General features: G+C 70.6%; 21 protein-coding genes. 7 read left to right on the top strand and 14 right to left on the bottom strand.

Annotated elements, in window-relative coordinates:
* Positions 1-130 precede the first annotated feature (130 nt).
* The 4 genes from ABZ478_RS30695 to ABZ478_RS30680 form a co-directional block, all read right to left on the bottom strand.
* Complete coding sequence (locus ABZ478_RS30695) at positions 131-463, bottom strand: thioredoxin domain-containing protein (protein ID WP_359554270.1); 333 nt, start codon at positions 461-463, stop codon at positions 131-133.
* The gene (locus ABZ478_RS30690) at positions 460-888 is read right to left on the bottom strand and encodes a MerR family transcriptional regulator (RefSeq protein ID WP_359554269.1); all 429 of its coding nucleotides are present in this window, start codon (positions 886-888) and stop codon (positions 460-462) included. Before ABZ478_RS30690 ends, ABZ478_RS30695 begins: the two co-directional genes overlap by 4 nt.
* Before the next feature lie 29 nt (positions 889-917).
* The gene (locus ABZ478_RS30685) at positions 918-1,700 is read right to left on the bottom strand and encodes a DUF2127 domain-containing protein (protein WP_359554268.1); all 783 of its coding nucleotides are present in this window, start codon (positions 1,698-1,700) and stop codon (positions 918-920) included.
* A 184-nt stretch (positions 1,701-1,884) separates the two neighbouring features.
* Positions 1,885-3,303, bottom strand: a complete 1,419-nt coding sequence (locus ABZ478_RS30680; protein ID WP_359554285.1) for a cation:dicarboxylase symporter family transporter — start codon at positions 3,301-3,303, stop codon at positions 1,885-1,887.
* A gap of 117 nt (positions 3,304-3,420) precedes the next feature.
* Here ABZ478_RS30680 and ABZ478_RS30675 point away from each other — a divergent pair, with 117 nt between their 5' ends.
* The 3 genes from ABZ478_RS30675 (at position 3,421) to ABZ478_RS30665 (ending at position 6,659) form a co-directional block, all read left to right on the top strand.
* On the top strand, positions 3,421-5,043 hold the full coding sequence (locus ABZ478_RS30675) for a sensor histidine kinase (RefSeq protein WP_359554266.1): 1,623 nt from the start codon (positions 3,421-3,423) through the stop codon (positions 5,041-5,043).
* Positions 5,040-5,744 carry a response regulator gene (locus ABZ478_RS30670; protein ID WP_359554264.1) on the top strand — a complete coding sequence of 235 codons (705 nt, stop codon included), beginning with the start codon at positions 5,040-5,042 and terminating at the stop codon, positions 5,742-5,744. The genes ABZ478_RS30675 and ABZ478_RS30670 overlap by 4 nt, the downstream gene beginning before the upstream one ends.
* Before the next feature lie 198 nt (positions 5,745-5,942).
* Complete coding sequence (locus tag ABZ478_RS30665; RefSeq protein WP_359554262.1) at positions 5,943-6,659, top strand: helix-turn-helix transcriptional regulator; 717 nt, start codon at positions 5,943-5,945, stop codon at positions 6,657-6,659.
* A 16-nt stretch (positions 6,660-6,675) separates the two neighbouring features.
* Here the strand turns inward: ABZ478_RS30665 and ABZ478_RS30660 are convergent, their stop codons facing one another.
* On the bottom strand, positions 6,676-7,701 hold the full coding sequence (locus tag ABZ478_RS30660; RefSeq protein ID WP_359554260.1) for an ATP-dependent 6-phosphofructokinase: 1,026 nt from the start codon (positions 7,699-7,701) through the stop codon (positions 6,676-6,678).
* A 205-nt stretch (positions 7,702-7,906) separates the two neighbouring features.
* On the opposite strand from ABZ478_RS30660, the gene pta reads away from it, so the two are divergent.
* The 3 genes from pta (at position 7,907) to pyk (ending at position 12,732) form a co-directional block, all read left to right on the top strand.
* Positions 7,907-9,997 (top strand): phosphate acetyltransferase, encoded by a 2,091-nt coding sequence (gene pta / locus ABZ478_RS30655; RefSeq protein ID WP_359554259.1) that lies wholly within the window; start codon positions 7,907-7,909, stop codon positions 9,995-9,997.
* Positions 9,994-11,205, top strand: a complete 1,212-nt coding sequence (locus ABZ478_RS30650; RefSeq protein WP_359554257.1) for an acetate kinase — start codon at positions 9,994-9,996, stop codon at positions 11,203-11,205. Before pta ends, ABZ478_RS30650 begins: the two co-directional genes overlap by 4 nt.
* A gap of 99 nt (positions 11,206-11,304) precedes the next feature.
* Entirely contained in the window at positions 11,305-12,732 is a 1,428-nt protein-coding gene (gene pyk / locus ABZ478_RS30645) for a pyruvate kinase (protein WP_359554254.1), read from the top strand.
* A 100-nt stretch (positions 12,733-12,832) separates the two neighbouring features.
* Here the strand turns inward: pyk and ABZ478_RS30640 are convergent, their stop codons facing one another.
* From ABZ478_RS30640 to ABZ478_RS30625, 4 genes are all read right to left on the bottom strand, one after another.
* Positions 12,833-14,161, bottom strand: coding sequence for a hypothetical protein (locus ABZ478_RS30640; RefSeq protein ID WP_359554251.1), 1,329 nt, complete (start codon positions 14,159-14,161; stop codon positions 12,833-12,835).
* Positions 14,151-14,687, bottom strand: coding sequence for a DUF6114 domain-containing protein (locus ABZ478_RS30635; RefSeq protein WP_359554248.1), 537 nt, complete (start codon positions 14,685-14,687; stop codon positions 14,151-14,153). The genes ABZ478_RS30640 and ABZ478_RS30635 overlap by 11 nt, the downstream gene beginning before the upstream one ends.
* Before the next feature lie 117 nt (positions 14,688-14,804).
* Positions 14,805-15,458: a DUF6230 family protein gene (locus ABZ478_RS30630; RefSeq protein ID WP_359554245.1), complete on the bottom strand. Its 654-nt coding sequence runs from the start codon at positions 15,456-15,458 to the stop codon at positions 14,805-14,807.
* Positions 15,459-16,080: 622 nt separating this feature from the next.
* A complete protein-coding gene (locus ABZ478_RS30625; RefSeq protein WP_359554242.1) occupies positions 16,081-17,052 on the bottom strand; it encodes a tetratricopeptide repeat protein in 972 nt (323 codons plus the stop codon).
* A 210-nt stretch (positions 17,053-17,262) separates the two neighbouring features.
* On the opposite strand from ABZ478_RS30625, the gene ABZ478_RS30620 reads away from it, so the two are divergent.
* On the top strand, positions 17,263-17,916 hold the full coding sequence (locus ABZ478_RS30620) for a TetR/AcrR family transcriptional regulator (RefSeq protein ID WP_359554240.1): 654 nt from the start codon (positions 17,263-17,265) through the stop codon (positions 17,914-17,916).
* Positions 17,917-17,940: 24 nt separating this feature from the next.
* Here the strand turns inward: ABZ478_RS30620 and ABZ478_RS30615 are convergent, their stop codons facing one another.
* The 5 genes from ABZ478_RS30615 to ABZ478_RS30595 form a co-directional block, all read right to left on the bottom strand.
* Complete coding sequence (locus ABZ478_RS30615) at positions 17,941-19,641, bottom strand: methylmalonyl-CoA mutase family protein (protein ID WP_359554238.1); 1,701 nt, start codon at positions 19,639-19,641, stop codon at positions 17,941-17,943.
* A 107-nt stretch (positions 19,642-19,748) separates the two neighbouring features.
* Positions 19,749-20,087, bottom strand: coding sequence for a DUF3817 domain-containing protein (locus tag ABZ478_RS30610; protein WP_359554235.1), 339 nt, complete (start codon positions 20,085-20,087; stop codon positions 19,749-19,751).
* Between the two features lie 43 nt (positions 20,088-20,130).
* Positions 20,131-20,640: a MarR family transcriptional regulator gene (locus ABZ478_RS30605; protein WP_359554233.1), complete on the bottom strand. Its 510-nt coding sequence runs from the start codon at positions 20,638-20,640 to the stop codon at positions 20,131-20,133.
* 84 nt (positions 20,641-20,724) lie between these two features.
* On the bottom strand, positions 20,725-21,018 hold the full coding sequence (locus tag ABZ478_RS30600; RefSeq protein WP_137308723.1) for an MTH1187 family thiamine-binding protein: 294 nt from the start codon (positions 21,016-21,018) through the stop codon (positions 20,725-20,727).
* Entirely contained in the window at positions 21,015-21,359 is a 345-nt protein-coding gene (locus ABZ478_RS30595) for a DUF3817 domain-containing protein (protein WP_359554230.1), read from the bottom strand. The genes ABZ478_RS30600 and ABZ478_RS30595 overlap by 4 nt, the downstream gene beginning before the upstream one ends.
* Between the last annotated feature and the right edge of the window lie 99 nt (positions 21,360-21,458).

Below are 21,458 nucleotides of genomic sequence, written 5' to 3'. Positions count from 1 at the left end.
GCCCGGATATACTCTGCTCAGTGAACTTCACCGCGCCTTCGTCCAAATGAAGTCGCGAATCACTGAATATACGCAGAGAAATCCCCCGAGCGCAATTGCTCAGGGGATTTTTTGGTGTGCGGGGCCGCTTTCAGAGCACGTCGGCCAGCTCCTCCAGCAGCCGCCGCCTGGGCCGGGCCCCCACCATCGCCTTCACCGGCTCACCGCCGCGGAACACCATGAACGTCGGCATCGACAGCACCTTGTACGCGTTCGTGGTCTCGGGGTTGGTGTCCACGTCGAGCTGCACCACCTTCAGCCGGCCGTCCTGCTCGGACGCCAGGGCGCTGAGCACCGGCCCCATCTGGCGGCACGGCGGGCACCAGTCGGCGGTGAACTCCACCAGCACCGGCAGATCCGCCCGGAGCACCTCCGTCCCGAAGTCCGCGTCCCGCACCTCGGCCACACCCGCAGCCTTGATCATTTCTCCCGCCCTCCCAGTTCGCACAGGGGTTCCGGACCGCCCGGAACCAGCGACTCGGCGGCCAGCGCCTCCCGGGCCAGCTCGGCCCGCCCGAGCTGCCCCGCGACCGTCTCCCGCACCGCCGTGAGCTGCCCGATGAGCGCGTCCAGCTCGTCCAGCTTGCGCCGGTAGACCACCAGGGACGCCGGGCAGGAATCGCCCTCCGGGTGCCCGGCCCGCAGGCACTCCACGAACGGCCGCGTCTCCTCCAGGTCGAACCCGCAGTCCTGGAGGGTCCGGATCTGGCGCACCAGCCTGAGGTCGCCCTCGTCGTAGGTGCGGTGTCCCTTGCCGTCGCGCCGGGCGGGCAGCAGCCCCCGCGTCTCGTAGTAGCGCAGGGCACGGGTAGTGGTCCCGGCCCGTGCGGCCAGCTCGCCGATTCGCATGGGTACGACGGTAGGTGTTGACGTCGGCGTCAAGGCAAGGACCGGCCGTGGGCCGCCATTCCGGCCGACTCCTCCACCTCCAGCAGCGAGGCGCTGTGCCGCTCCTCCTCGAACTTCCGGCGTCCGCCGCGCAGGCCGAACAGGCGCTTGGTCAGCGCGATGTAGAGGACCGCGAGGATGTTGAGGACGAGGGTGGCGATCTTCAGCCAGCTGATGTGCTCGGTGAGTTCGTAGATCTCCAGCGGGAGGAAGGCGGCCGTGGCGACCACCGTCAGGTACTCCGCCCAGCGCTTGGCGTACCAGAGGCCCACCGCCTCGACCAGTTCGATCAGCGCGTAGGCCAGCAGCAGTGCCGCCACCAGCAGCAGCGTGGACTGCCGGTAGCCGAAGACCTTCTGCAGGGAGCCGACCACCGGGGAGTGGTCGAGGTCGTAGTGGAAGTGCCGGAACACCGGGCGGAAGACGTTCAGATACTCCTCGAAGAGCCGGCGCACCGCGTTCCGGCTGTTGCTGAACTTCCACACCGCGACCGCGACCAGCACGATGAACACCCCGCGCACGGCCCGCTCGACCGCCAGGAAGCGCAGGACGAACAGATCCCGCAGCACCTTCCCGCGCGGCACCAGCGGTGCGTCCTCGGCCGGCCCCGAGGCGTGCGGCTCGCCGAGCACGAAGTCGCCGCAGCGCAGGCAGCGCCAGACGTCGCCGAGTTCCGTCCGGGCGTGCAGCCGCACCCGCAGCCGGGGGTCGTCCGGCGCGTAGGTGACATGGCCCTTGCGCGCGCAGGTCCGCCGGTCCCAGTCGATCTTCATCCCCCGTGCCCTGCCTTTCGTACCGCGTTCGGGAACGAGCACCGACGTGCCGTTCCGGTCGACCGGAACGGCACGTTAGTGGATGGGAGCCGGGCGGCCGGGTCACGGGGGGAGACCCGGCCGCCCGGGGTCGGCCGGACGCCCGGCCCGGGTTCAGGCGGGGCCGGGCGTCCGGAGTCTCGGATCAGGCCTTGGCCAGCTCCTTCTCGTCGCCCTCGCGGGGCTCGGGCAGCCCGGTGGCGGCGGACCGCTGCTCGTCCAGCAGCGTCGTCTCGTCGAAGGGGAGGTCGCCGGCCAGCACCTGCCGCACCCGGCCGTTGTCGATCTCCTTGGTCCAGGTGCCGATCAGCACGGTGGCCACGGCGTTGCCCGCGAAGTTGGTCAGGGCGCGGGCCTCGCTCATGAACCGGTCGATGCCGACGATCACGCCGACGCCGTCGACCAGCGCGGGCTTGTGCGACTGCAGACCGCCGGCCAGCGTGGCCAGGCCGGCGCCGCTGACGCCCGCCGCGCCCTTGGAGGCCAGCAGCAGGAAGAGCAGCAGCGGGATCTGCTCGCCGACCGACATCGGGGTGCCCAGGGCGTCCGCGATGTACAGCGAGGCCATGGTCATGTAGATCATCGTGCCGTCGAGGTTGAACGAGTAGCCGGTCGGCACGGTGATGCCGACGACCGGCTTGCTGATGCCCAGGTGCTCCATCTTCGCGATGAGCCGCGGCAGCGCGGACTCCGAGGAGGAGGTGGACAGGATCAGCAGGAACTCCCGGGCGAGGTACTTGCACAGGGAGAAGATGTTCACGCCGGCGACGATCCGCAGCACGGCGCCGAGCACGACGAAGACGAACAGGAAGCAGGTCACGTAGAAGCCGAGCATCAGCACGGCGAGGCTCTTCAGCGCGTCCAGGCCGGCCGAGCCGACGACGGCCGCGATGGCGCCGAAGGCGCCGATGGGGGCGGCCCACATGACCATGGACAGGATGCGGAAGACCAGCCGCTGGATGTGCTCGACACCGCGCAGCACCGGCTGCCCCGCCGAGCCCATGGCCTGCAGCGCGAACCCGGTGAGCAGGGCGATCAGCAGGGTCTGCAGGACCTGGCCCTCGGTGAAGGCGGACACGAACGTGACCGGGATGATCGACAGCACGAAGTCGACCGGCGGCAGCGCGTCGGCGGAGACCTGAGCGTGGCCGGTCTGCTTGAGCGCGTCGGTCAGGTGCAGCCCGTCCCCGGGGTGCAGCACGTTGCCGACGACGAGCCCGATGGCGAGGGCGACCAGCGACATCACCAGGAAGTAGCCGAGAGCGATACCGCCGACGGCGCCGACCTTCGCGGCCTTGCGCACCGATCCGATGCCCAGCACGATCGTGCAGAAGATGATCGGCGAGATCATCATCTTGATCAGGTTGACGAAGCCGGTGCCCAGCGGCTTCAGCTCGACCGCGGCATCGGGCCAGATCAGTCCCACGGCGATACCGAGCGCGACCGCCACGATGACGGCGATGTACAGGTAATGGGTCCGGTCCCGCTTGGCGCGGGGTGCGGCAGGTGCCGTATCGGGGGTGCTGGCGGCCACGGCTGCCCTCCTTGACGTCTTCGTCGGCATCACCGGCGTGCGGCTCACGTCCGGGGTGGGGATGCCGTGACTATCTCCCGCCCCTGTGAGGGCGGTCACCCTTCCGTTCATTTAGTTCACGCCTGAATGGAGAGGCACACTGCTGACATGCGCTTCCCGTCCCTCCCCCGGCCCCGCAGCCTGGCGACCCAGCTGTTCGCCGTGCAGGCGGTACTGATCGCGGTGGTGGTGGCCGGGTACGCGCTGTTCACCTACCTCAGCGACGGCCGGCAGGCGGAGGACGCGGCGGCCCGGCACGCGACCGCCGTGGCCCGCTCGATAGCGGACTCCCCGTCGGTCCGCGCGGCGATCCACACCCCCGATCCGACCGCGGAGCTGCAACCGTACGCGGTGCGGGTGATGCGGGACACGAACGTCGACTTCGTGACGATCATGAACCCGTCCGGCATCCGCTGGACCCACCCGGACGAGAAGCAGATCGGCCGGCACTTCCTGGGCCGTATCGCGCCGGCGCGGCAGGGCCGTACCTTCACCGAGACCTACACCGGCACCCTCGGCGCGTCCGTCCGCGCGGTGACCCCGGTGGAGGAGGACGGCCGGGTCATCGGGCTGGTGAGCGCCGGCATCAAGGTGGAGGCGATCAGCGCCCGGGTCCAGGAACAGGTCACCGCCCTGCTGGGGGTGGCCGGCGGGACCCTGCTGCTGGGCGCGGTCGGCACCTACGTGATCAACGCCCGGCTGCGCCGCCACACCCACGGCATGAACGCGACCGAGCTGAGCCGGATGCACGACTACCACCAGGCGGCGCTGCACGCGGTGCGCGAGGGGCTGCTGATGCTGGACGGGCAGTACCGGGTGGCGCTGATCAACGACGGCGGCCGGGAGCTGCTGGGCGTGGGCGACGCGGGTGACGCGGACCTGATCGGCCGCTCGGTGGCGGACCTGGGCCTGCCGGCCCCGCTGACCGGGGCGCTGCTGTCCTCCGAGCCGCGGGTGGACGAGGTGCACCTGACGGCGTCCAGGGTGCTGGTGGTGAACACCTCACCGGTGTCGGGCGGGGAGCGCCGGGGCACGGTGGTGACGCTGCGCGACGTGACCGAGCTGCAGTCCCTGATGGGTGAGCTGGACTCGGAGCGGGGCTTCACCCAGGCCCTGCGCTCGCAGGCGCACGAGGCGGCGAACCGCCTGCACACGGTCGTCTCGCTGATCGAGCTGGGCCGGGCCGAGGAGGCGGTGGAGTTCGCGACGGCGGAACTGGAGCTGGCGCAGGCCCTGACCGACCAGGTGGTCGCCGCGGTGAGCGAGCCGGTGCTGGCCGCGCTGCTGCTGGGCAAGACGGCGCAGGCGAACGAGCGGGGCGTGGAGCTGGTGGTGTCGGCGGACAGCCGGCTGGACGACGGGCTGCTCGAGGGCCTGCCCGCGCGCGACCTGGTGACGATCCTCGGCAACCTCATCGACAACGCGGTGGACGCGGCGCAGGGCACCGGCGGGGCACGGGTGACGGTGACGGCGTACGCGCGGAGCACCGAGCTGGTGCTGCGGGTCTCGGACACGGGGGCCGGTGTCGACCCGGCCCACGCGGACCTGGTATTCCAGCGGGGGTACTCGACGAAACCTGCGGGGCCCGGCGGACGGGGCCTGGGCCTGGCCCTCGTACGGCAGGCGGTCACGCGTCACGAGGGCGCGCTGACGGTGACGGAGGCCGAGGAGGGCGGTGCGGTGTTCGAGGTGCGGTTGCCGCTGCGCACGGCGGTGGGTGGCGGCGCATGACCGGGGAGCGGCAGACGATCCGGGTCCTCGTGGTGGAGGACGATCCCGTCGCCGCCGACGCGCACGTGATGTACGTCGGGCGCGTGCCGGGGTTCGTCGCGGTCGGCAAGGCGCACACGGGCGCGGAGGCACGCCGGTTCCTGGACCGTACGGCGGTCGACCTGCTGCTGCTCGACCTGCATCTGCCGGACGTGCACGGGCTCCAGCTCGCCCGGTCGCTGCGGGCGGCGGGGCATCACACGGACGTCATAGCGGTGACGTCGGCGCGGGATCTGGCCGTGGTCCGGGAGGGCGTCTCGCTGGGTGTCGTGCAGTACGTCCTGAAGCCGTTCACCTTCGCCACGCTGCGCGACCGGCTGGTGCGGTACGCCGAGTTCCACGCGGCGGTGGGCGAGGCCAGCGGGCAGGACGAGGTGGACCGCGCGCTGGCCGTGCTGCGCGCGCCGTCCCCGGCCGCGCTCCCGAAGGGCCTCAGCGGCCCGACGCTGGAGCGTGTGACCGGCGCCCTCCGGGACGCCCGGGAGGGCCTGGCGGCGACCGGCGTCGCGGAGGCCGTGGGCATCTCGCGGATCACCGCCCGCCGCTACCTGGAGCACCTGGTCGACGCCGGAAGGGCCGAGCGGCGTCCGGTGTACGGCCAGGTGGGCCGGCCGGAACTGGTGTACCGCTGGGTTCCGGAGGCAGCGGCACCGGGCCGGTGACCGCCGGTGGCCGTACGGCACGGCCGCCCGCCCGCGCCGCCTCCGGCCGCGTCGCCTCACCCACCGTCGTCTTCCGCCGGGGCCGGGACACCGCCCGGCCCATCCGCCGAACGTCCAAAACCGCGCCCGTCCACCACCCGTGATCCTGTTCGAACCGACCGTAGTCACCCCGGCCGTCGCGGCCCTAGCTTGTGCCGGGTGCGCCCACCTCCGCCTCGTCCCGGTCCCGCCGGCCCGCCCGGTCCCCCGTTCGACGCCCCGGCCGCCCGCCGGCTCCGGGCCGCCCTCGGGATGGGGCCCGAGCACGTCGCCCACGGGATGCGGGTCTCGTACGGGCTGCCGTATGTGACGGCCGGCCTCGTCGTCGCCTGGGAGCGCGGCACCGCTGCCCCGGGCGGCGCCGAACTCACCGCACTCGCCGGGGTGTTGTGGTGTTCTCCGGGAGAGATCGTCAGCCGTCCCCGGACCCTGCGGGAGCACCGCGTCGCCCGTGGGATCGCACCCGAGGACGTCGCCCGAGCGGTCGGTGTGGAGCTGCGCGGGTATCTGCGGATGGAGGAGAGCGGGCAGTGGCGCGGAGACGAGCGCCGGTCGGCCGCCCTCGCGGAGGTGCTGGAGCTGGCCCCGGCCGACTTCGTGGCCGTCACGGGCCGCGAGGCGGGGCTCGCCGGCCTGCTGCGCGGCGCGGTGACGACGCGCTGGCAGGCCCAGGTGCGGCCGGTGACGCGGCTGGTGCCTCTGGACCGGCGTGTGGTGGAGGAGGTGCTGCGGGAGCTGCACCTGGACTATCAGGGGCGCATGGCCGCCACCCTCGGCTGGGGTGGCGGCGGCAGCGGTGCCGGCGAGTCCGGCCGGGAGTTCCTCGACCGGATCGTGGCCAACTTCTGGACGGCGGTGGAGTCCAGGAGTCCGTAGCGGAGTCCGGCGGCCCCTAGAAGACCGACTCCGCCTCGTCCATGCGGTCCTTCGGGACCGTCTTCAGCTCGGTGACGGCCTCCGCGAGCGGCACCATCACGATGTCGGTGCCGCGCAGCGCGGTCATCCGGCCGAACTCGCCGCGGTGCGCGGCCTCCACGGCGTGCCAGCCGAAGCGGGTGGCGAGGACGCGGTCGTAGGCGGTGGGTACGCCACCGCGCTGGACGTGGCCGAGGATGACCGGCTTGGCCTCCTTGCCGAGGCGCCGCTCCAGCTCGTAGGCCAGCGCGGTGCCGATGCCCAGGAAGCGCTCGTGGCCGTACTGGTCGATCTCGCCCTTGCCGTAGTCCATGCTGCCCTCGGCGGGGTGGGCGCCCTCGGCGACGCAGACGACCGCGAACTTCTTGCCGCGGGCGAAGCGCTCCTCGACCATCTTGACCAGGTCGGCCGGGTCGAAGGGGCGTTCCGGCAGGCAGATGCCGTGGGCGCCGGCGGCCATGCCGGACTCCAGGGCGATCCAGCCGGCGTGCCGGCCCATGACCTCGACGACCATCACACGCTGGTGGGACTCGGCCGTGGTCTTCAGGCGGTCCATGGCCTCCGTGGCCACGCCGACGGCGGTGTCGAAGCCGAAGGTGCGGTCGGTGGAGGAGATGTCGTTGTCGATGGTCTTCGGGACGCCGACGACCGGCAGACCGGCGTCGGAGAGCATGCGGGCCGCCGTCAGGGTGCCCTCGCCGCCGATCGGGATCAGCGCGTCGATGCCGAACTCCTCGACCATGTCGGCGGCCCCCTCGCAGGCCTCGCGCAGCCGGTCGCGCTGCAGCCGGGAGGAGCCGAGGATGGTGCCGCCGCGGGCCAGGATGCCGCTGACCGCGTCGAGGTCGAGGGCGCGGTAGTGACGGTCGAGCAGACCCCGGTAGCCGTCCTCGAAGCCGATGACCTCGTCGCCGTACTGCGCCACCGCCCGGTGCACGACCGACCGGATCACGGCGTTCAGGCCGGGGCAGTCGCCGCCTGCGGTGAGAACTCCGATGCGCATCGTGCTGTGTCTCCTGCTCGCTGTCGGTACCTGTGAGCCACTGCCGATTGTTTCACGTCCGCCGACCGGGTGATGTCTTGACGGGCGCCTTAACCCTCATCGGGGGTATTGTCAAGAGGGTTCCGCTCACCTGGGCGGGCGATTTTTGTGCCACGGACTTTGTGCCACGGAAGAGACCGGCGAGACAGAGGAACGGAGTGCACACGTGACGCGCAGCGTGTACGTGACCGGCATCGACCGCGGCGACGGCCGCCAGGTGGTCGAGCTGGGGGTCATGGAGCTGCTGACCCGGCAGGTCGACCGGGTGGGAGTGTTCCGGCCACTCGTCCATGACGGACCCGACCGGATGTTCGAGTTGCTGCGGACGCGGTACCGGCTCTCCCAGGACCCGGCCACCGTCTACGGCATGGACTACGTCGAGGCGTCCGCGCTCCAGGCCGAGCAGGGCACCGACGAACTGGTCTCCACCCTGGTCGACCGCTTCCACCTGGTGGCCCGGGACTACGACGTCGTCCTCGTCCTCGGCACCGACTTCGCCGGCACCCAGCTCCCCGACGAACTCTCCCTGAACGCCCGCCTGGCCAACGAGTTCGGCGCGTCGGTGATCCCGGTGGTGGGCGGCCGCGCACAGCCCGCCGACTCGGTGCGCGCGGAGATCCGCAACGCGTTCCGGGCGTACGACGGGCTCGGCTGCGACGTGCTCGCCATGGTCGCCAACCGGGTGGACCGCGAGGACCGCGACGAGATCGCCCGGCGGCTTGCGGACCGGCTGCCGGTACCCGTGTACGTGCTGCCCGACGAGCCCGCGCTGTCCGCGCCCACGGTCGCGCAGATCGCCCAGACCCTCGGCGCCCGGGTGCTGCTCGGCGACGACTCCGGACTCGCCCGGGACGCGCTGGACTTCGTGTTCGGCGGCGCGATGCTGCCCAACTTCCTGACCGCGCTGACCCCCGGCTGCCTGGTGGTGACCCCGGGCGACCGGGCCGACCTGGTCGTCGGATCACTGGCCGCGCACAGCGCCGGGACCCCGCCGATAGCCGGCGTGCTGCTCACCCTGGACGAGGTGCCGAGCGAGGAGATCCTCACCCTGGCCGCCCGCCTCGCCCCGGGCACCCCGGTGATCTCCGTCGCCGGCAACAGCTTCCCCACCGCCGGGCGGCTCTTCTCCATGGAGGGGAAGATGACCGCGGCCACCCCGCGCAAGGCGGAGACCGCGCTCGGCCTGTTCGAGCGGTACGCCGACTCCGCGGACCTCGCGGACCGGGTCTCGGCCCCGAGCAGCGACCGGGTGACCCCGATGATGTTCGAGCACAAGCTGCTGGAGCAGGCCCGCTCGGACCGGCGCCGGGTCGTCCTGCCGGAGGGTTCCGAGGAGCGGGTGCTGCACGCCGCCGAGGTGCTGCTGCGCCGGGGCGTGTGCGACCTGACCCTGCTCGGCCCGGCCGACCAGATCCGCAAGAAGGCGGCCGACCTGGGCATCGACCTCGGCGACAGCCAGGTGATCGACCCCGCCACCTCCGAGCTGCGCGACGCCTTCGCCGAGCGGTACGCCCAGTTGCGCGCCCACCGCGGTGTGACCGTGGAGCTGGCCTACGACGTCGTGTCGGACGTGAACTACTTCGGCACCCTGATGGTGCAGGAGGGCCTGGCCGACGGCATGGTGTCCGGCTCGGTGCACTCCACGGCCGCCACCATCCGGCCGGCGTTCGAGATCATCAAAACAAGGCCGGACTCCTCGATCGTCTCCTCCGTCTTCTTCATGTGCCTGGCCGACAAGGTGCTGGTCTACGGCGACTGCGCCGTCAACCCGGACCCGAACGCCGAGCAACTGGCGGACATCGCCGTCCAGTCGGCGGTCACGGCCGCGCGGTTCGGGGTGGAGCCGCGGATCGCGATGCTGTCGTACTCCACGGGTACGTCCGGCTCGGGCGCCGACGTGGACAAGGTGCGCCAGGCCACCGAGCTGGCGCGCTCGCGGCGGCCGGACCTGAAGATCGAGGGGCCGATCCAGTACGACGCGGCCGTGGAGCCCTCCGTGGCCGCCACCAAGCTGCCCGGCTCGGAGGTCGCCGGGCAGGCCACGGTGCTGATCTTCCCCGACCTCAACACCGGCAACAACACCTACAAGGCCGTGCAGCGCTCGGCCGGTGCCATCGCCGTCGGCCCGGTGCTGCAGGGCCTGCGCAAGCCGGTCAACGACCTGTCCCGGGGCGCGCTCGTCCAGGACATCGTCAACACCGTCGCCATCACGGCGATCCAGGCCCAGACCCCCAGCGAGAAGGCGGCCGAGCTGTGACCTCCCCCACCCGAGTCCTCGTCCTGAACTCCGGCTCCTCGTCGGTGAAGTACCAGCTGCTGGACATGCGGGACAGCAGCCGGCTGGCGGTGGGGCTGGTCGAGCGGATCGGCGAGCAGACCTCGCGGCTGGAGCACACATGTGTGAGGAGCGGCGAGACCCGGGAGCAGGACGGGCCGATCGCCGACCACGACGCGGCGCTGAAGGCGGTCGCGGAGGAGCTGTCCCGGGACGGCGTGGGCCTGGACTCGCCGGAGCTGGCCGCGATCGGGCACCGGGTGGTGCACGGCGGCATGTTCTTCACCGAGCCGACCGTGATCGACGAGGCGGTGCTCACCGAGATCGAGCGGCTGATCCCGGTCGCGCCGCTGCACAACCCGGCCAACCTGACCGGTATCCGCACCGCGACGGCGCTGCGCCCGGACCTGCCTCAGGTGGCCGTCTTCGACACGGCCTTCCACACGACGATGCCGGAGTCCGCGGCGCGCTACGCGATCGACCCGAGGATCGCGGACCGGCACCGCATCCGCCGCTACGGGTTCCACGGCACCTCGCACGCCTACGTCTCCCGCCGGACCGCGCGGCTGCTGGGCAAGGACCCCTCGGAGGTGAACGTCATCGTGCTGCACCTCGGCAACGGCGCCTCGGCGTCCGCGGTCGAGAAGGGACGGTGCGTGGACACCTCGATGGGCCTGACGCCTTTGGAGGGACTGGTGATGGGTACGCGATCCGGTGATCTGGACCCGGCCGTCATCTTCCATTTGACTCGTGTCGGCGGAATGTCCATGGACGAGATCGACAGTCTTCTCAACAAGAGGAGCGGTCTGTTCGGTCTGTGCGGGGACAATGACATGCGGGAGATCCGCCGCCGGATCGACGAGGGCGACGAAGAGGCCGCCCTCGCCTTCGACATTTACATTCACCGGCTCAAGAAGTACATCGGCGCCTATTTCGCGGTGCTCGGCCGGGTGGACGCGGTCGCGTTCACGGCCGGGGTCGGCGAGAACGCGGCGCCGGTGCGCGAGGCGGCGATCGCCGGCCTGGAGCCGCTGGGCCTGGCGGTCGACGGCGAGCTGAACGCGGTGCGCGGTGGTGAGCCGCGGCTGATCTCGCCCGCGTCCGCACGGGTGGCGGTCGCGGTGGTGCCGACCGACGAGGAACTGGAGATCGCGACACAGACCTACGAGCTGGTCGGAAAGAAGAGCTGAGCAATACACCGGAGTAACACGCCTGAGCGCATGTCCGCCCATTTGTATCTTCCGCCAGACGGAATATTCCGCAGCGAAACAAACCGATAGGATCGCCCCATGCGCCGTTCGAAAATCGTCTGTACTCTCGGCCCCGCGGTCGACTCCCACGAGATGCTCGTCGCCATGATCGAGGCGGGTATGAATGTGGCCCGTTTCAACTTCAGCCACGGCACCCACGCCGAGCACCAGTCGCGGTACGACCGCGTCCGGGCCGCGTCCAAGGAGACCGGCCGGGCCATCGGTGTCCTCGCCGACCTCCAGGGCCCGAAGATCCGCCTGGAGACCTTCGCCGAGGGCCCGGTCGAACTCGAGCGGGGTGACGAGTTCGTCATCACCACCGAGGACGTCCCGGGCGACAAGCAGATCTGCGGGACCACCTACAAGGGCCTGCCGGGCGACGTCTCGCGCGGCGACCAGATCCTGATCAACGACGGCAACGTCGAGCTGAAGGTCCTGGACGTCGAGGGTCCCCGTGTGCGGACGATCGTCATCGAGGGCGGTGTGGTCTCCGACCACAAGGGCATCAACCTGCCCGGCACGGCCGTGAACGTGCCCGCGCTGTCCGAGAAGGACGTGGAGGACCTGCGCTTCGCCCTCCGCATGGGCTGCGACATGGTCGCGCTCTCCTTCGTCCGGGACGCCAAGGACGTCAACGACGTGCACCGGGTGATGGACGAGGAGGGCCGCCGGGTCCCGGTGATCGCCAAGGTGGAGAAGCCGCAGGCGGTCGAGAACATGACGGACGTCGTGATGGCGTTCGACGGTGTGATGGTGGCCCGCGGTGACCTGGCCGTCGAGTACCCGCTCGAGAAGGTCCCGATGGTGCAGAAGCGCCTGATCGAGCTGTGCCGGCGCAACGCCAAGCCGGTGATCGTGGCGACCCAGATGATGGAGTCGATGATCACCAACTCCCGCCCGACCCGCGCCGAGGCCTCCGACGTGGCCAACGCGATCCTGGACGGCGCGGACGCGGTCATGCTGTCGGCGGAGTCCTCGGTGGGCGCCTACCCGGTCGAGACCGTCAAGACGATGTCGAAGATCGTCAGCGCGGCCGAGGAGGAGCTGCTCGCCAAGGGCCTGCAGCCCCTCGTCCCCGGCAAGAAGCCGCGCACACAGGGCGGTTCGGTGGCCCGTGCCGCCGCCGAGATCGCCGACTTCCTCGGCGGCAAGGGCCTGATCGCCTTCACCAAGTCCGGTGACACCGCCCGCCGTCTGTCCCGCTACCGCGCGGCCCAGCCGATCCTGGCCTTCACCACCGACGAGGGCACCCGCAACGAGCTCACACTGAGCTGGGGCGTGGAGTCCCACATCGTGCCCTTCGTCAACAGCACCGACGAGATGGTCGACATGGTGGACCAGGAGCTGGCCAAGCTGGGCCGCTTCAGCCCCGGTGACACGGTGATCATCACCGCCGGCTCGCCTCCCGGCGTCCCCGGCACCACCAACATGGTCCGGGTGCACCACCTGGGCGGCCAGGGCGCCTGACCCGCCCGCCGAGGGTCTCGGCACGCACTGAGGGCGCCCCCCTGTGACAGGGGGCGCCCTCAGCTCTGTGCGCGGCTCCCGAACGGGCTTGTACGCAGGCTCAGTCGGTGCTGTACACGTGCATGCCGGGCACGTGCAGGTTGCCGCCGAACTGGGCCGCCTGGACCACGTGGACCTTGGTCATGTAGATCAGCGGGATGTTCAGCGGCGGCGGGCTGTCCGGGCTGAACGTGACCGGGACCAGCCCCAGCAGGTTGCCGGAGATGCTCTCGGTGTACATCACCGTGTCGCCGCCGGTGATCGTGGACTTCGAGCCCTTGGCCGCCTGCACGTGGTACGTCTTGCCGGCCTGCTTGTCCTTCACCGTCTGGTGCAGGTCGCCGATGTCCGTGCCGCCCGAGATGACGTACTTCAGCACCTTCTTGGTGGTGCCGTTGGCGGTCCTGACCTCGACTATGCCCTTGTAGTCGGCGCCCTTCAGCGTCAGCGAGCTGGCGTCCAGGTACCAGGGGTCGTCCGCCACCGGCACCTTGTTGTCGACGCCGCCCTCGTCGTCCGTGGCGGCCGGGCAGTCGTCGGGGGACGTCGTGGAGCTCGCGGACGGGCTGGGGACGGCCGACTCGGCCGCGTCCTTGACCGCCTGCGTGGTGTCCTCGGCCGTGCTGGAGACCTTGTCGGTGGTGTCCTTGACGGTGTCGGTCGTGTCCTTGACGGTGTCCGTGACGGTGTCCGTGACGGTCTTGGTGGTCTTCTCGACCGTGTCCTTCACCGTGCCGGTGGTGCTGTCCTCGCCGGTGGAACCGGTCGACGGGGACGCGGACGGCTCCGGGCTCGCGGACGTGCCGGAGTCCGTCTTGCCGCCGGTGAGGATGTCACCGAGCGTGTCACCGAGGGTGCCCAGCACACCACCGCTGCTCTTGCTCGCGGACGGCGACGGCGTCGCCGTGTCGCCACCGGATCCGGAGCCCGAATCCGAGCCGGAGGAGCCGGAGGTCGCCGTGGGCTCGGGCGTGGACTTCTCGTCGTCGGAACCTGAATCCGACGAGGAGGTCTTGCCCGGGTCCTGCTTGTCCGTGGCCCCGGCGGACGCCGTGGGGGTCGGCGTCGCCGTGTCCGTGGACTCGCTCGCGGACGGCGAGGGCGAGTCCGAGGCCTTCCCGGAGTCCTTGAGCGCGTCTACGCAGTCCTTGTACTCCGCGGCCTTCTGACTGTTCGACGTCGTCCCGCCGTTGTTGTCGGCGAGGGCGAGCGTCGATGTGAAGCCCATGCCCACGATGACGGCGGTGGGCATCGCCACGGAGGCGATCGCCTTGCCGGCGGGCATGTGGAACCTGGTGAACAGCGGCCGCCTGGGTGCCGCGTGGCGGGGACCGGATCTCGCACGGGACCCGTCCACATCGGCCCCGTGGGTCACCTCGTCAGCCGGCACTGTGCCTCCCGTTCGCCCCGTTGGCGGGGCTCGTTCCCGACAGGTCGTTCGACTCGCTCAGGGTGCCCGCGTCCGATCCCTTGTCCAGCCAGGGCCCGGTAGCGGCCGCCTGTCCCGTGCCGGTCTCCTCCGCGCCCGGTGCCCACGACACGGCCATCGCACCGCCGACGAGGGCGAGCAGGAAGCCGACGATGAAGCCGCCGAAGTTGGACACGGGCAGGGACACCAGTCCGAGCAGGATCGCGGCGACGCCCGCGAAGGTCCGTACGTGCTTCTGGAACCAGAGGCTGACGCCGAGCACGACGAGCAGCACGCCGATGATCAGCGACCCGGCTCCCGCGGTCGTCGACATCGCCAGGGTCAGATGACCGACCTGGAGATGGGCGTACGGGAAGTACATGATCGGAAAGCCGCTGAGCAGGACGAGGAGGCCGGCCCAGAACGGCCGGGTGCCCCGCCAGGCGCGGAACTGCAGCCTCCGGTGGGTGAACTGACCGGGGTCTGCGGCAGGAGTCTCGGCGCTCATGGAAAACAGCTCCCTGGTGCGGCGTTGCTGTGGTGGTGATGTGTGCCGCGTGTGAACACGCGGCCGGAGTGTGGACGGGCGGGGGCGCCACCGGCTCCCCCGCCCGTCAGTGAATGCTTAGTAGCACTCGATGTCCGGGCCACTGCCCTTGTGCAGCGACATGTGCAGACCGCTGAGCTTGAAGGTTCCGGCGGTGGTCGCCCACGCCGTCTGCTTCACGTCGGTCAGGTCCGCCGAGTCCGCCTGCTGGGCGAAGCCGAACGGGTTGGCCTGCTCGCCGTTGCCCTTCATGCCCGGACCCTTGCTGGCGTCCTTGGCGGCAACACCGATGTCGATGTTGTGGAAGACGGCGTCGGCCTGCAGGTCCTCGACGTCGATGTACAGACGGTCGGCCTGGACCTGCTTGTCCTTGTTGGAGCTGTCACCCGCCTCCAGGCGGAGCGTCACATCACCGATGACCGGGAGGTTCGGGGTGACGACCGACTGGCACATCTTCTGGATGGTGGCGCTCTTGAAGGCCGAGACCGCGACCGGGTGAAGCGCCTTCTGGCCGGTCATGGTGTAGCCCTCGTCGAGGGCCCCGTACTGCGCGAAGCCCTCACCGTGGAGCGACTTCGCCGTCACCTTGAACGACTGTCCGGAAACGCTGAACGAAGCAGCGAGAGCACCCTGCGCCAGGGCGACACCTATCGCTGCCGTGGCGGCGACGCTGGGCACCATGACCACAGCGAACCGCTTCCATCTGGTCCCGCCACGCACCTGGGACTCCATATTTCCTCCTTCTCGGACGTACATCTCCTGGCCCGACTCGCCCCAATCGGCGGCTCAGCCAGGCAGGGATGGGAGAAGTGCTACGTCCTCGGAAAGGAGAGCGCCCGTACTCATCAGGCACGAACCGCGCCCGAACCACCGGCGATCACCCCCGAGCGACAACCACTGGTCGCGCCTGACACGCATCACGCACAACCTTCTGGACAGGCTTCGCCGTGCGGCGAAGACCCCCCTGTCCTAGAGCCGGCTCCACTGCCGCCGGCTCTGCTCGGTGGGGACCCAGAGTCTCCCTCGACCCGACCGGCTGCCGGGGGTGCGGGAATGGACCGAGCGTCGCCGATCGTGGTGCATTCTCGGCCTCGGCACAAGGGGGTTCGTTACTCGCTAGTAACGGCCGGATAACCGAACAACGACCCAGTGGTCTCGAAGGGCGACGCTGGGTGTCAGTCAGGGGCAGAGCAAAGCCGTTGATCCTTGGACGAAACCAGACAGATCAACGGCATCGGTTTACTCCGAGTAACAGCGGCCGCAATTGCCAAGTTTTGGCAAAGTGCGGCCGCCCTGACGCCTCGTAGGCAAATTTTTCACTCCGGCATCACATGCCGTGGTGTTTAGCGACTGGTCAGAACAGAGCCCGGGCGAGGGCCCGTCGGGCCGCGACCACCCTGGGGTCCTCCGGCCCCACGACCTCGAACAGCTCCAGCAGCCGGCGCCGTACCGCGTCCCGGTCGTCACCCGCCGTGCGCCGCACGGTGTCGATGAGCCGCCCGAAGGCGTCGTCGACATGACCGCCCACCAGATCCAGGTCGGCGGCCGCGATCTGCGCGTCCACGTCACCCGGCTTGCCGGCGGCCTCCTCGCGCACCCGCTGCGGGTCCATGCCCTGCACCCGCTGCAGCAACTCCGCCTGCCCGAGGCCGAGTTTGGCCTCCGTGTTGCCCGGGTCGTCACTCAGCACGTTCTTGTACGCCTGGACGGCCCCGGCCAGGTCCCCCGCGTCCAGCGCCTGTACGGCGGCCTCGAGGAGGGCGTCGTACGGCCCCGCCGGCATCTCCTGCGGCGCGGCGCCGCCCGGCTCGGCGTCCGGGTCGACGGTGAGGCCGGTCAGCCCGAAGCGCTGCTCGGCGACCTGGACGAGCTGGTCCAAGGTCTCCCGGATCTGCTGTTCGCCGGCCGCGCCCTGGAAGAGGGGCAGCGCCTGCCCCGCGACGACGGCGAAGACGGCCGGGATCCCCTGGACCCCGAACTGCTGCATCAGCATCTGGTTGGCGTCGACGTCGATCTTGGCGAGCACGACGCGCCCGTTGTACTCGACGGCCAGTCGCTCCAGGACCGGGCTCAGCTGCTTGCAGGGCTGACACCACTCGGCCCAGAAGTCGATGACGACCGGTACTTCGGCGGACCGTTGCAGGACATCCCGCTCGAATCCCGCTTCATCGACGTCGATGACGAGGTCGGCCGGGGATACGGCCCCCGCGCCGCCCTGCCGGGCGGCTTCGGCGCGCGTCTGCTCGGCCTTGGCCTTGGCGTCCTGGGCCGCCTTCACCGCGGCGAGGTCGACGACGCCGCTCATGGACATGTTCCGTGGCTGCATGCGTCTATCCTCCCCCGTCTCGGCGCATGAAGAAAAAAAGCGCTGTGTTCGGCGCCGGGTCCCCACCCCACGCCTGTGGTCGTCGCCCGTGTACGTCCCGCACGAGCTTTCGCTACGACCCGTAGCGTAATGCCATGCGGGGGCACCGCGACACCACTCCCCGGTGATCTCCCTCACGACCGCACAGATTTCGCCGGTTATGGTCGACGCATGCACAGCCGCCACCCCGCCAGCCGTACCGGACGCCCGCGCAGCGCCGCCGCGGACGCCGCGATCCTGGCCGCCACACGCGAGGCTCTGGTGGAACTCGGCTGGTCGGGGCTGACCCTGAGCGACGTGGCCACGCGGGCGGGGGTAGCGAAGACGACGCTCTACCGCCGCTGGGCGGGCAAGCACGAACTGGTGGTGGACGCGGTCGCGGAGCTGTTCGACGAGCTCGAACTGCCCGACCGCGGCAGTCTGGCCGCCGACATCGAGGGCGTGGTGCTCCAGTTCGCGGCGATCCTGGCCCGACCGGAGGCCAGAAGTGGCCTGATGGCGGTGGTCGCGGAGGCGACCCGCGACGACGCCCTGCGCGAGCGGATCCGAGCCTCGATCGTGGACCGGCAGATGCGTCTGGTCCTGGAGGGCCGAGCCCGGGCCCAGCGCCGCGGCGAACTCCCGCCGGATCCGGACCCGGCGGAGTCGTCCCGCACGGTGGACCTGATCTTCGACATGGTGGCGGGCGCGGTGGTCCACCGCACCCTGGTGAGCGGCAAGCCGGCGGACGAGGCCTGGGTGCACAGCTTCACCCGGGTACTGCTCCTCGGCCTGACCGCCCAGCCGGGCGGCGGGGCGGCCCAGGACGGGGCTCCAGGGGGCTGAGCCGCCCCCCGGAGACGCCCGCGGCTAGAACCCCGCCGGTTCCGTGTACACCCCCCACTCGTCCCGCAGCACGCCGCAGATCTCGCCCAGGGTCGCCTCGGCCCGTACGGCGTCGAGCATCGGCTCGATCATGTTCGCCCCGGACCGGGCGGCGTTCAGCATGTCGGCGAGGGCGGCGCGCACCGCGGCCTCGTCCCGCGCCGTCTTCCGCTCGCCCAGGACGCGGACCTGCTCCCGCTCCACCTCGTGGCTGACCCGAAGGATCTCCAGGTCCCCGGTCACCGATCCGGTGGCGACGTTGACGCCCACGACCCGCTTCTCGCCCTTCTCCAGGGCCCGCTGGTAGCGGAAGGCGGACTCGGCGATCTCGCCGGTGAACCAGCCGTCCTCGATCCCGCGCAGGATCCCGGAGGTGATCGGCCCGATGGGGTGCTGCCCGTCCGGGTGAGCCCTGAGCCCCCGCTCCTTGATCTGCTCGAAGATCTTCTCCGCGTCCGCCTCGATCCGGTCCGTGAGCTGCTCGATGTACCAGGAGCCGCCCAGCGGGTCCGCCACGTTGGCGACGCCGGTCTCCTCCATCAGCACCTGCTGGGTGCGCAGCGCGATCTCGGCGGCCTGCTCGCTGGGCAGCGCCAGCGTCTCGTCCAGCGCGTTGGTGTGCAGCGAGTTGGTGCCGCCGAGCACGGCGGCCAGCGCCTCCACGGCCGTGCGCACCACGTTGTTGTACGGCTGCTGGGCGGTCAGCGAGACGCCCGCGGTCTGCGTGTGGAAGCGCAGCCACTGCGCCTTCTCGCTCTTCGCGCCGTACACGTCGCGCATCCACCGGGCCCAGATCCGCCGGGCCGCCCGGAACTTGGCGATCTCCTCGAAGAAGTCGACGTGCGCGTCGAAGAAGAAGGACAGGCCCGGCGCGAAGACGTCCACGTCGAGCCCGCGGCTCAGGCCCAGTTCGACGTAGCCGAAGCCGTCGGCGAGCGTGTACGCCAGCTCCTGCGCGGCCGTGGCCCCCGCCTCGCGGATGTGGTAGCCGGAGACGGACAGCGGCTTGTACGCGGGGATGCCGGCCGCGCAGTACTCCATCAGGTCGCCGATCAGCCGCAGATGGGGCTCCGGCTGGAAGAGCCACTCCTTCTGGGCGATGTACTCCTTGAAGATGTCGGTCTGCAGCGTGCCGTTGAGGACCGACGGGGCCACGCCCTGCCGCTCGGCGGCGACCAGGTACATGCAGAAGACGGGCACCGCGGGCCCGCTGATCGTCATGGAGGTGGTCACGTCGCCGAGCGGGATGTCCTTGAACAGGACCTCCATGTCGGCGGCCGAGTCGATGGCCACACCGCAGTGCCCGACCTCACCGAGCGAGCGCGGGTCGTCGGAGTCGCGCCCCATGAGCGTCGGCATGTCGAAGGCCACGGACAGACCGCCGCCGCCCGCGGCGAGGATCATCTTGTACCGCTCGTTGGTCTGCTCGGCGTTGCCGAACCCGGCGAACTGCCGGATCGTCCAGGTGCGGCCGCGGTAGCCGGTCGGGTGGAGCCCGCGGGTGAAGGGGTACTCCCCGGGCCACCCGATCCGCTCGAATCCCTCGTACGTGTCCCCGGGCCGGGGTCCGTACACCGGCTCCACGGGGTCGCCGGAGAGCGTGGTGAAGTCTGCGTCGCGCTTGCGCGCGGCGTCGTAGCGGGCCTGCCAGCGCCGGCGGCCTTCCTCGATGGGGTGAGCGTCCATACCATCGAATTTACTTGGACGTCCTAGTAAATGTCGATGCCAACCGCGTCACGACCACGAGAACACCGCCGTACGGGTGCCGTACGGCGGTGTCACGAGGCTCGGGGTCAGGCCTTGGCGACGGCCGGGGCCCGGTCCGTGACCTTGCCCACCAGCTCGCGGCTGATCCTGCGCTCGACGAAGAAGGCGGCCGTCGGGATCGTGCCCGCGAGCAGCACCCAGAGCTGCTTGCCGACCGGCCACTTCGCCTTGGAACCCAGGTCGAAGGCGAAGATCAGATAGACGACGTACAGCCAGCCGTGCGCGATGGCGACGACCCGGGTGACGTCGGCGGCGCCGTCCATGCCCAGTCCGTACTTCGCGATCATGCTCAGGCACAGCAGGACCAGCAGCACACCGGTGACGTAGGCCAGGACCCGGTAGCGGGTCAGCACGCTCTTCTTCATGCCGTCGAGCGTAACCGCCCGTTCCGGGAGATCTTGCCCCGGGTCACCCCTCGGCGAAGTCGTGTGCCGCGATCCGCAGCGGGCGCAGCATGGCGAAGATCTCCGCGCACTCCTCGGCGTCGTAGGCCCCGAGGCCGAAGTCCATCGCCATCAGGTCACGGGTGGCCGCGTCGACCACCTCACGGCCCTTGTCGGTGATGACGGCGAGCGTGCCGCGGCCGTCGTCGGGGTTGGGGCGCTTGGCCACCAGACCGGACCTGACCAGCCGGTCCACGGTGTTCGTCACCGAGGTGGGATGCACCATGAGCCGCTCACCGATCTTGGACATCGGCAGCGCGCCGGCCTTGGAGAAGGTGAGCAGCACCAGCGCCTCGTAGCGCGCGAAGGTCAGGCCGTACGGCTTGACCACCGCGTCGACCTCGGCCAGCAGGATCTGCTGCGCCCGCATGATCGAGGTGATCGCGGCCATCGCGGGCACGTTTCCCCAGCGCTGCTTCCAGAGCTCGTCGGCGCGTGCGATGGGGTCGAAGGGAAGGCTGAGAGGCTTGGGCACGTCAGCAGACCCTACCGGCCGGTCATATGCCGGTCAGCCCCGTCTCGGCTTTCGGTCACCCGGGGGCCGCGGACGTGGGACGGGTCAGTCCGCGAGGTGCCGTTCCACGGTCTCGACCTTGGAGGTCAGGCCGTCGGTCACGCCGGGCCGGATGTCCGCCTTGAGGACGAGCGAGACGCGCGGCGCCCGCGCCTCCACCGCGGCGACGGCCCGCCGGACGACGTCCATGACCTCGTCCCACTCCCCCTCGACGGAGGTGAACATGGCGTCGGTGCGGTTGGGCAGCCCCGACTCGCGGACCACGCGGACGGCGTCGGCGACGTACTCCCCGACGTCCTCGCCGACGCCGAGGGGCGTCACGGAGAAGGCGACGATCATGCGTTCACGGCCCCTTCCTTGCGGGCCCGGGCGGCGATGACGGCGCTCTCGGCCTCGCGGCGCAGCCTGCGCTCCGCGAAGAAGCCGCCGGTGGGCAGGACGGAGAGGACGAAGTAGAGGGCGGCGGTGCCGAAGCTCCACCTGGCACGGTTCCAGGCGTCCGCCCAGAAGAGGACGTACAGCACGAACAGCACGCCGTGGACCGCCCCCATCACGGGCACCGCGTTGAAGTCCGTGGTCCGCTTCAGCACCGAGCAGAGGAGCAGGACCAGGAAGGACACGGCCTCAGGGGCGGAGACCAGGCGGAGACGGCGGAGGGCGGAGGCGGTCTTGATGTCCACGGATCACCTTCGGTGGAAGTTGCGACGACGGGCCGGCTGCTTTGTGAACACACGCACAAGCTGACCCCATTCTGGCAAACCACACCCCTGGGGGTGCGC

Source organism: Streptomyces sp. NPDC005706 (genome assembly GCF_040631045.1).
In the GTDB taxonomy this organism is placed as follows: Bacteria; Actinomycetota; Actinomycetes; order Streptomycetales; family Streptomycetaceae; genus Streptomyces.
Note: the sequence above shows the minus strand (reverse complement) of the source record. Positions and strands in the feature narration are given on the sequence as shown.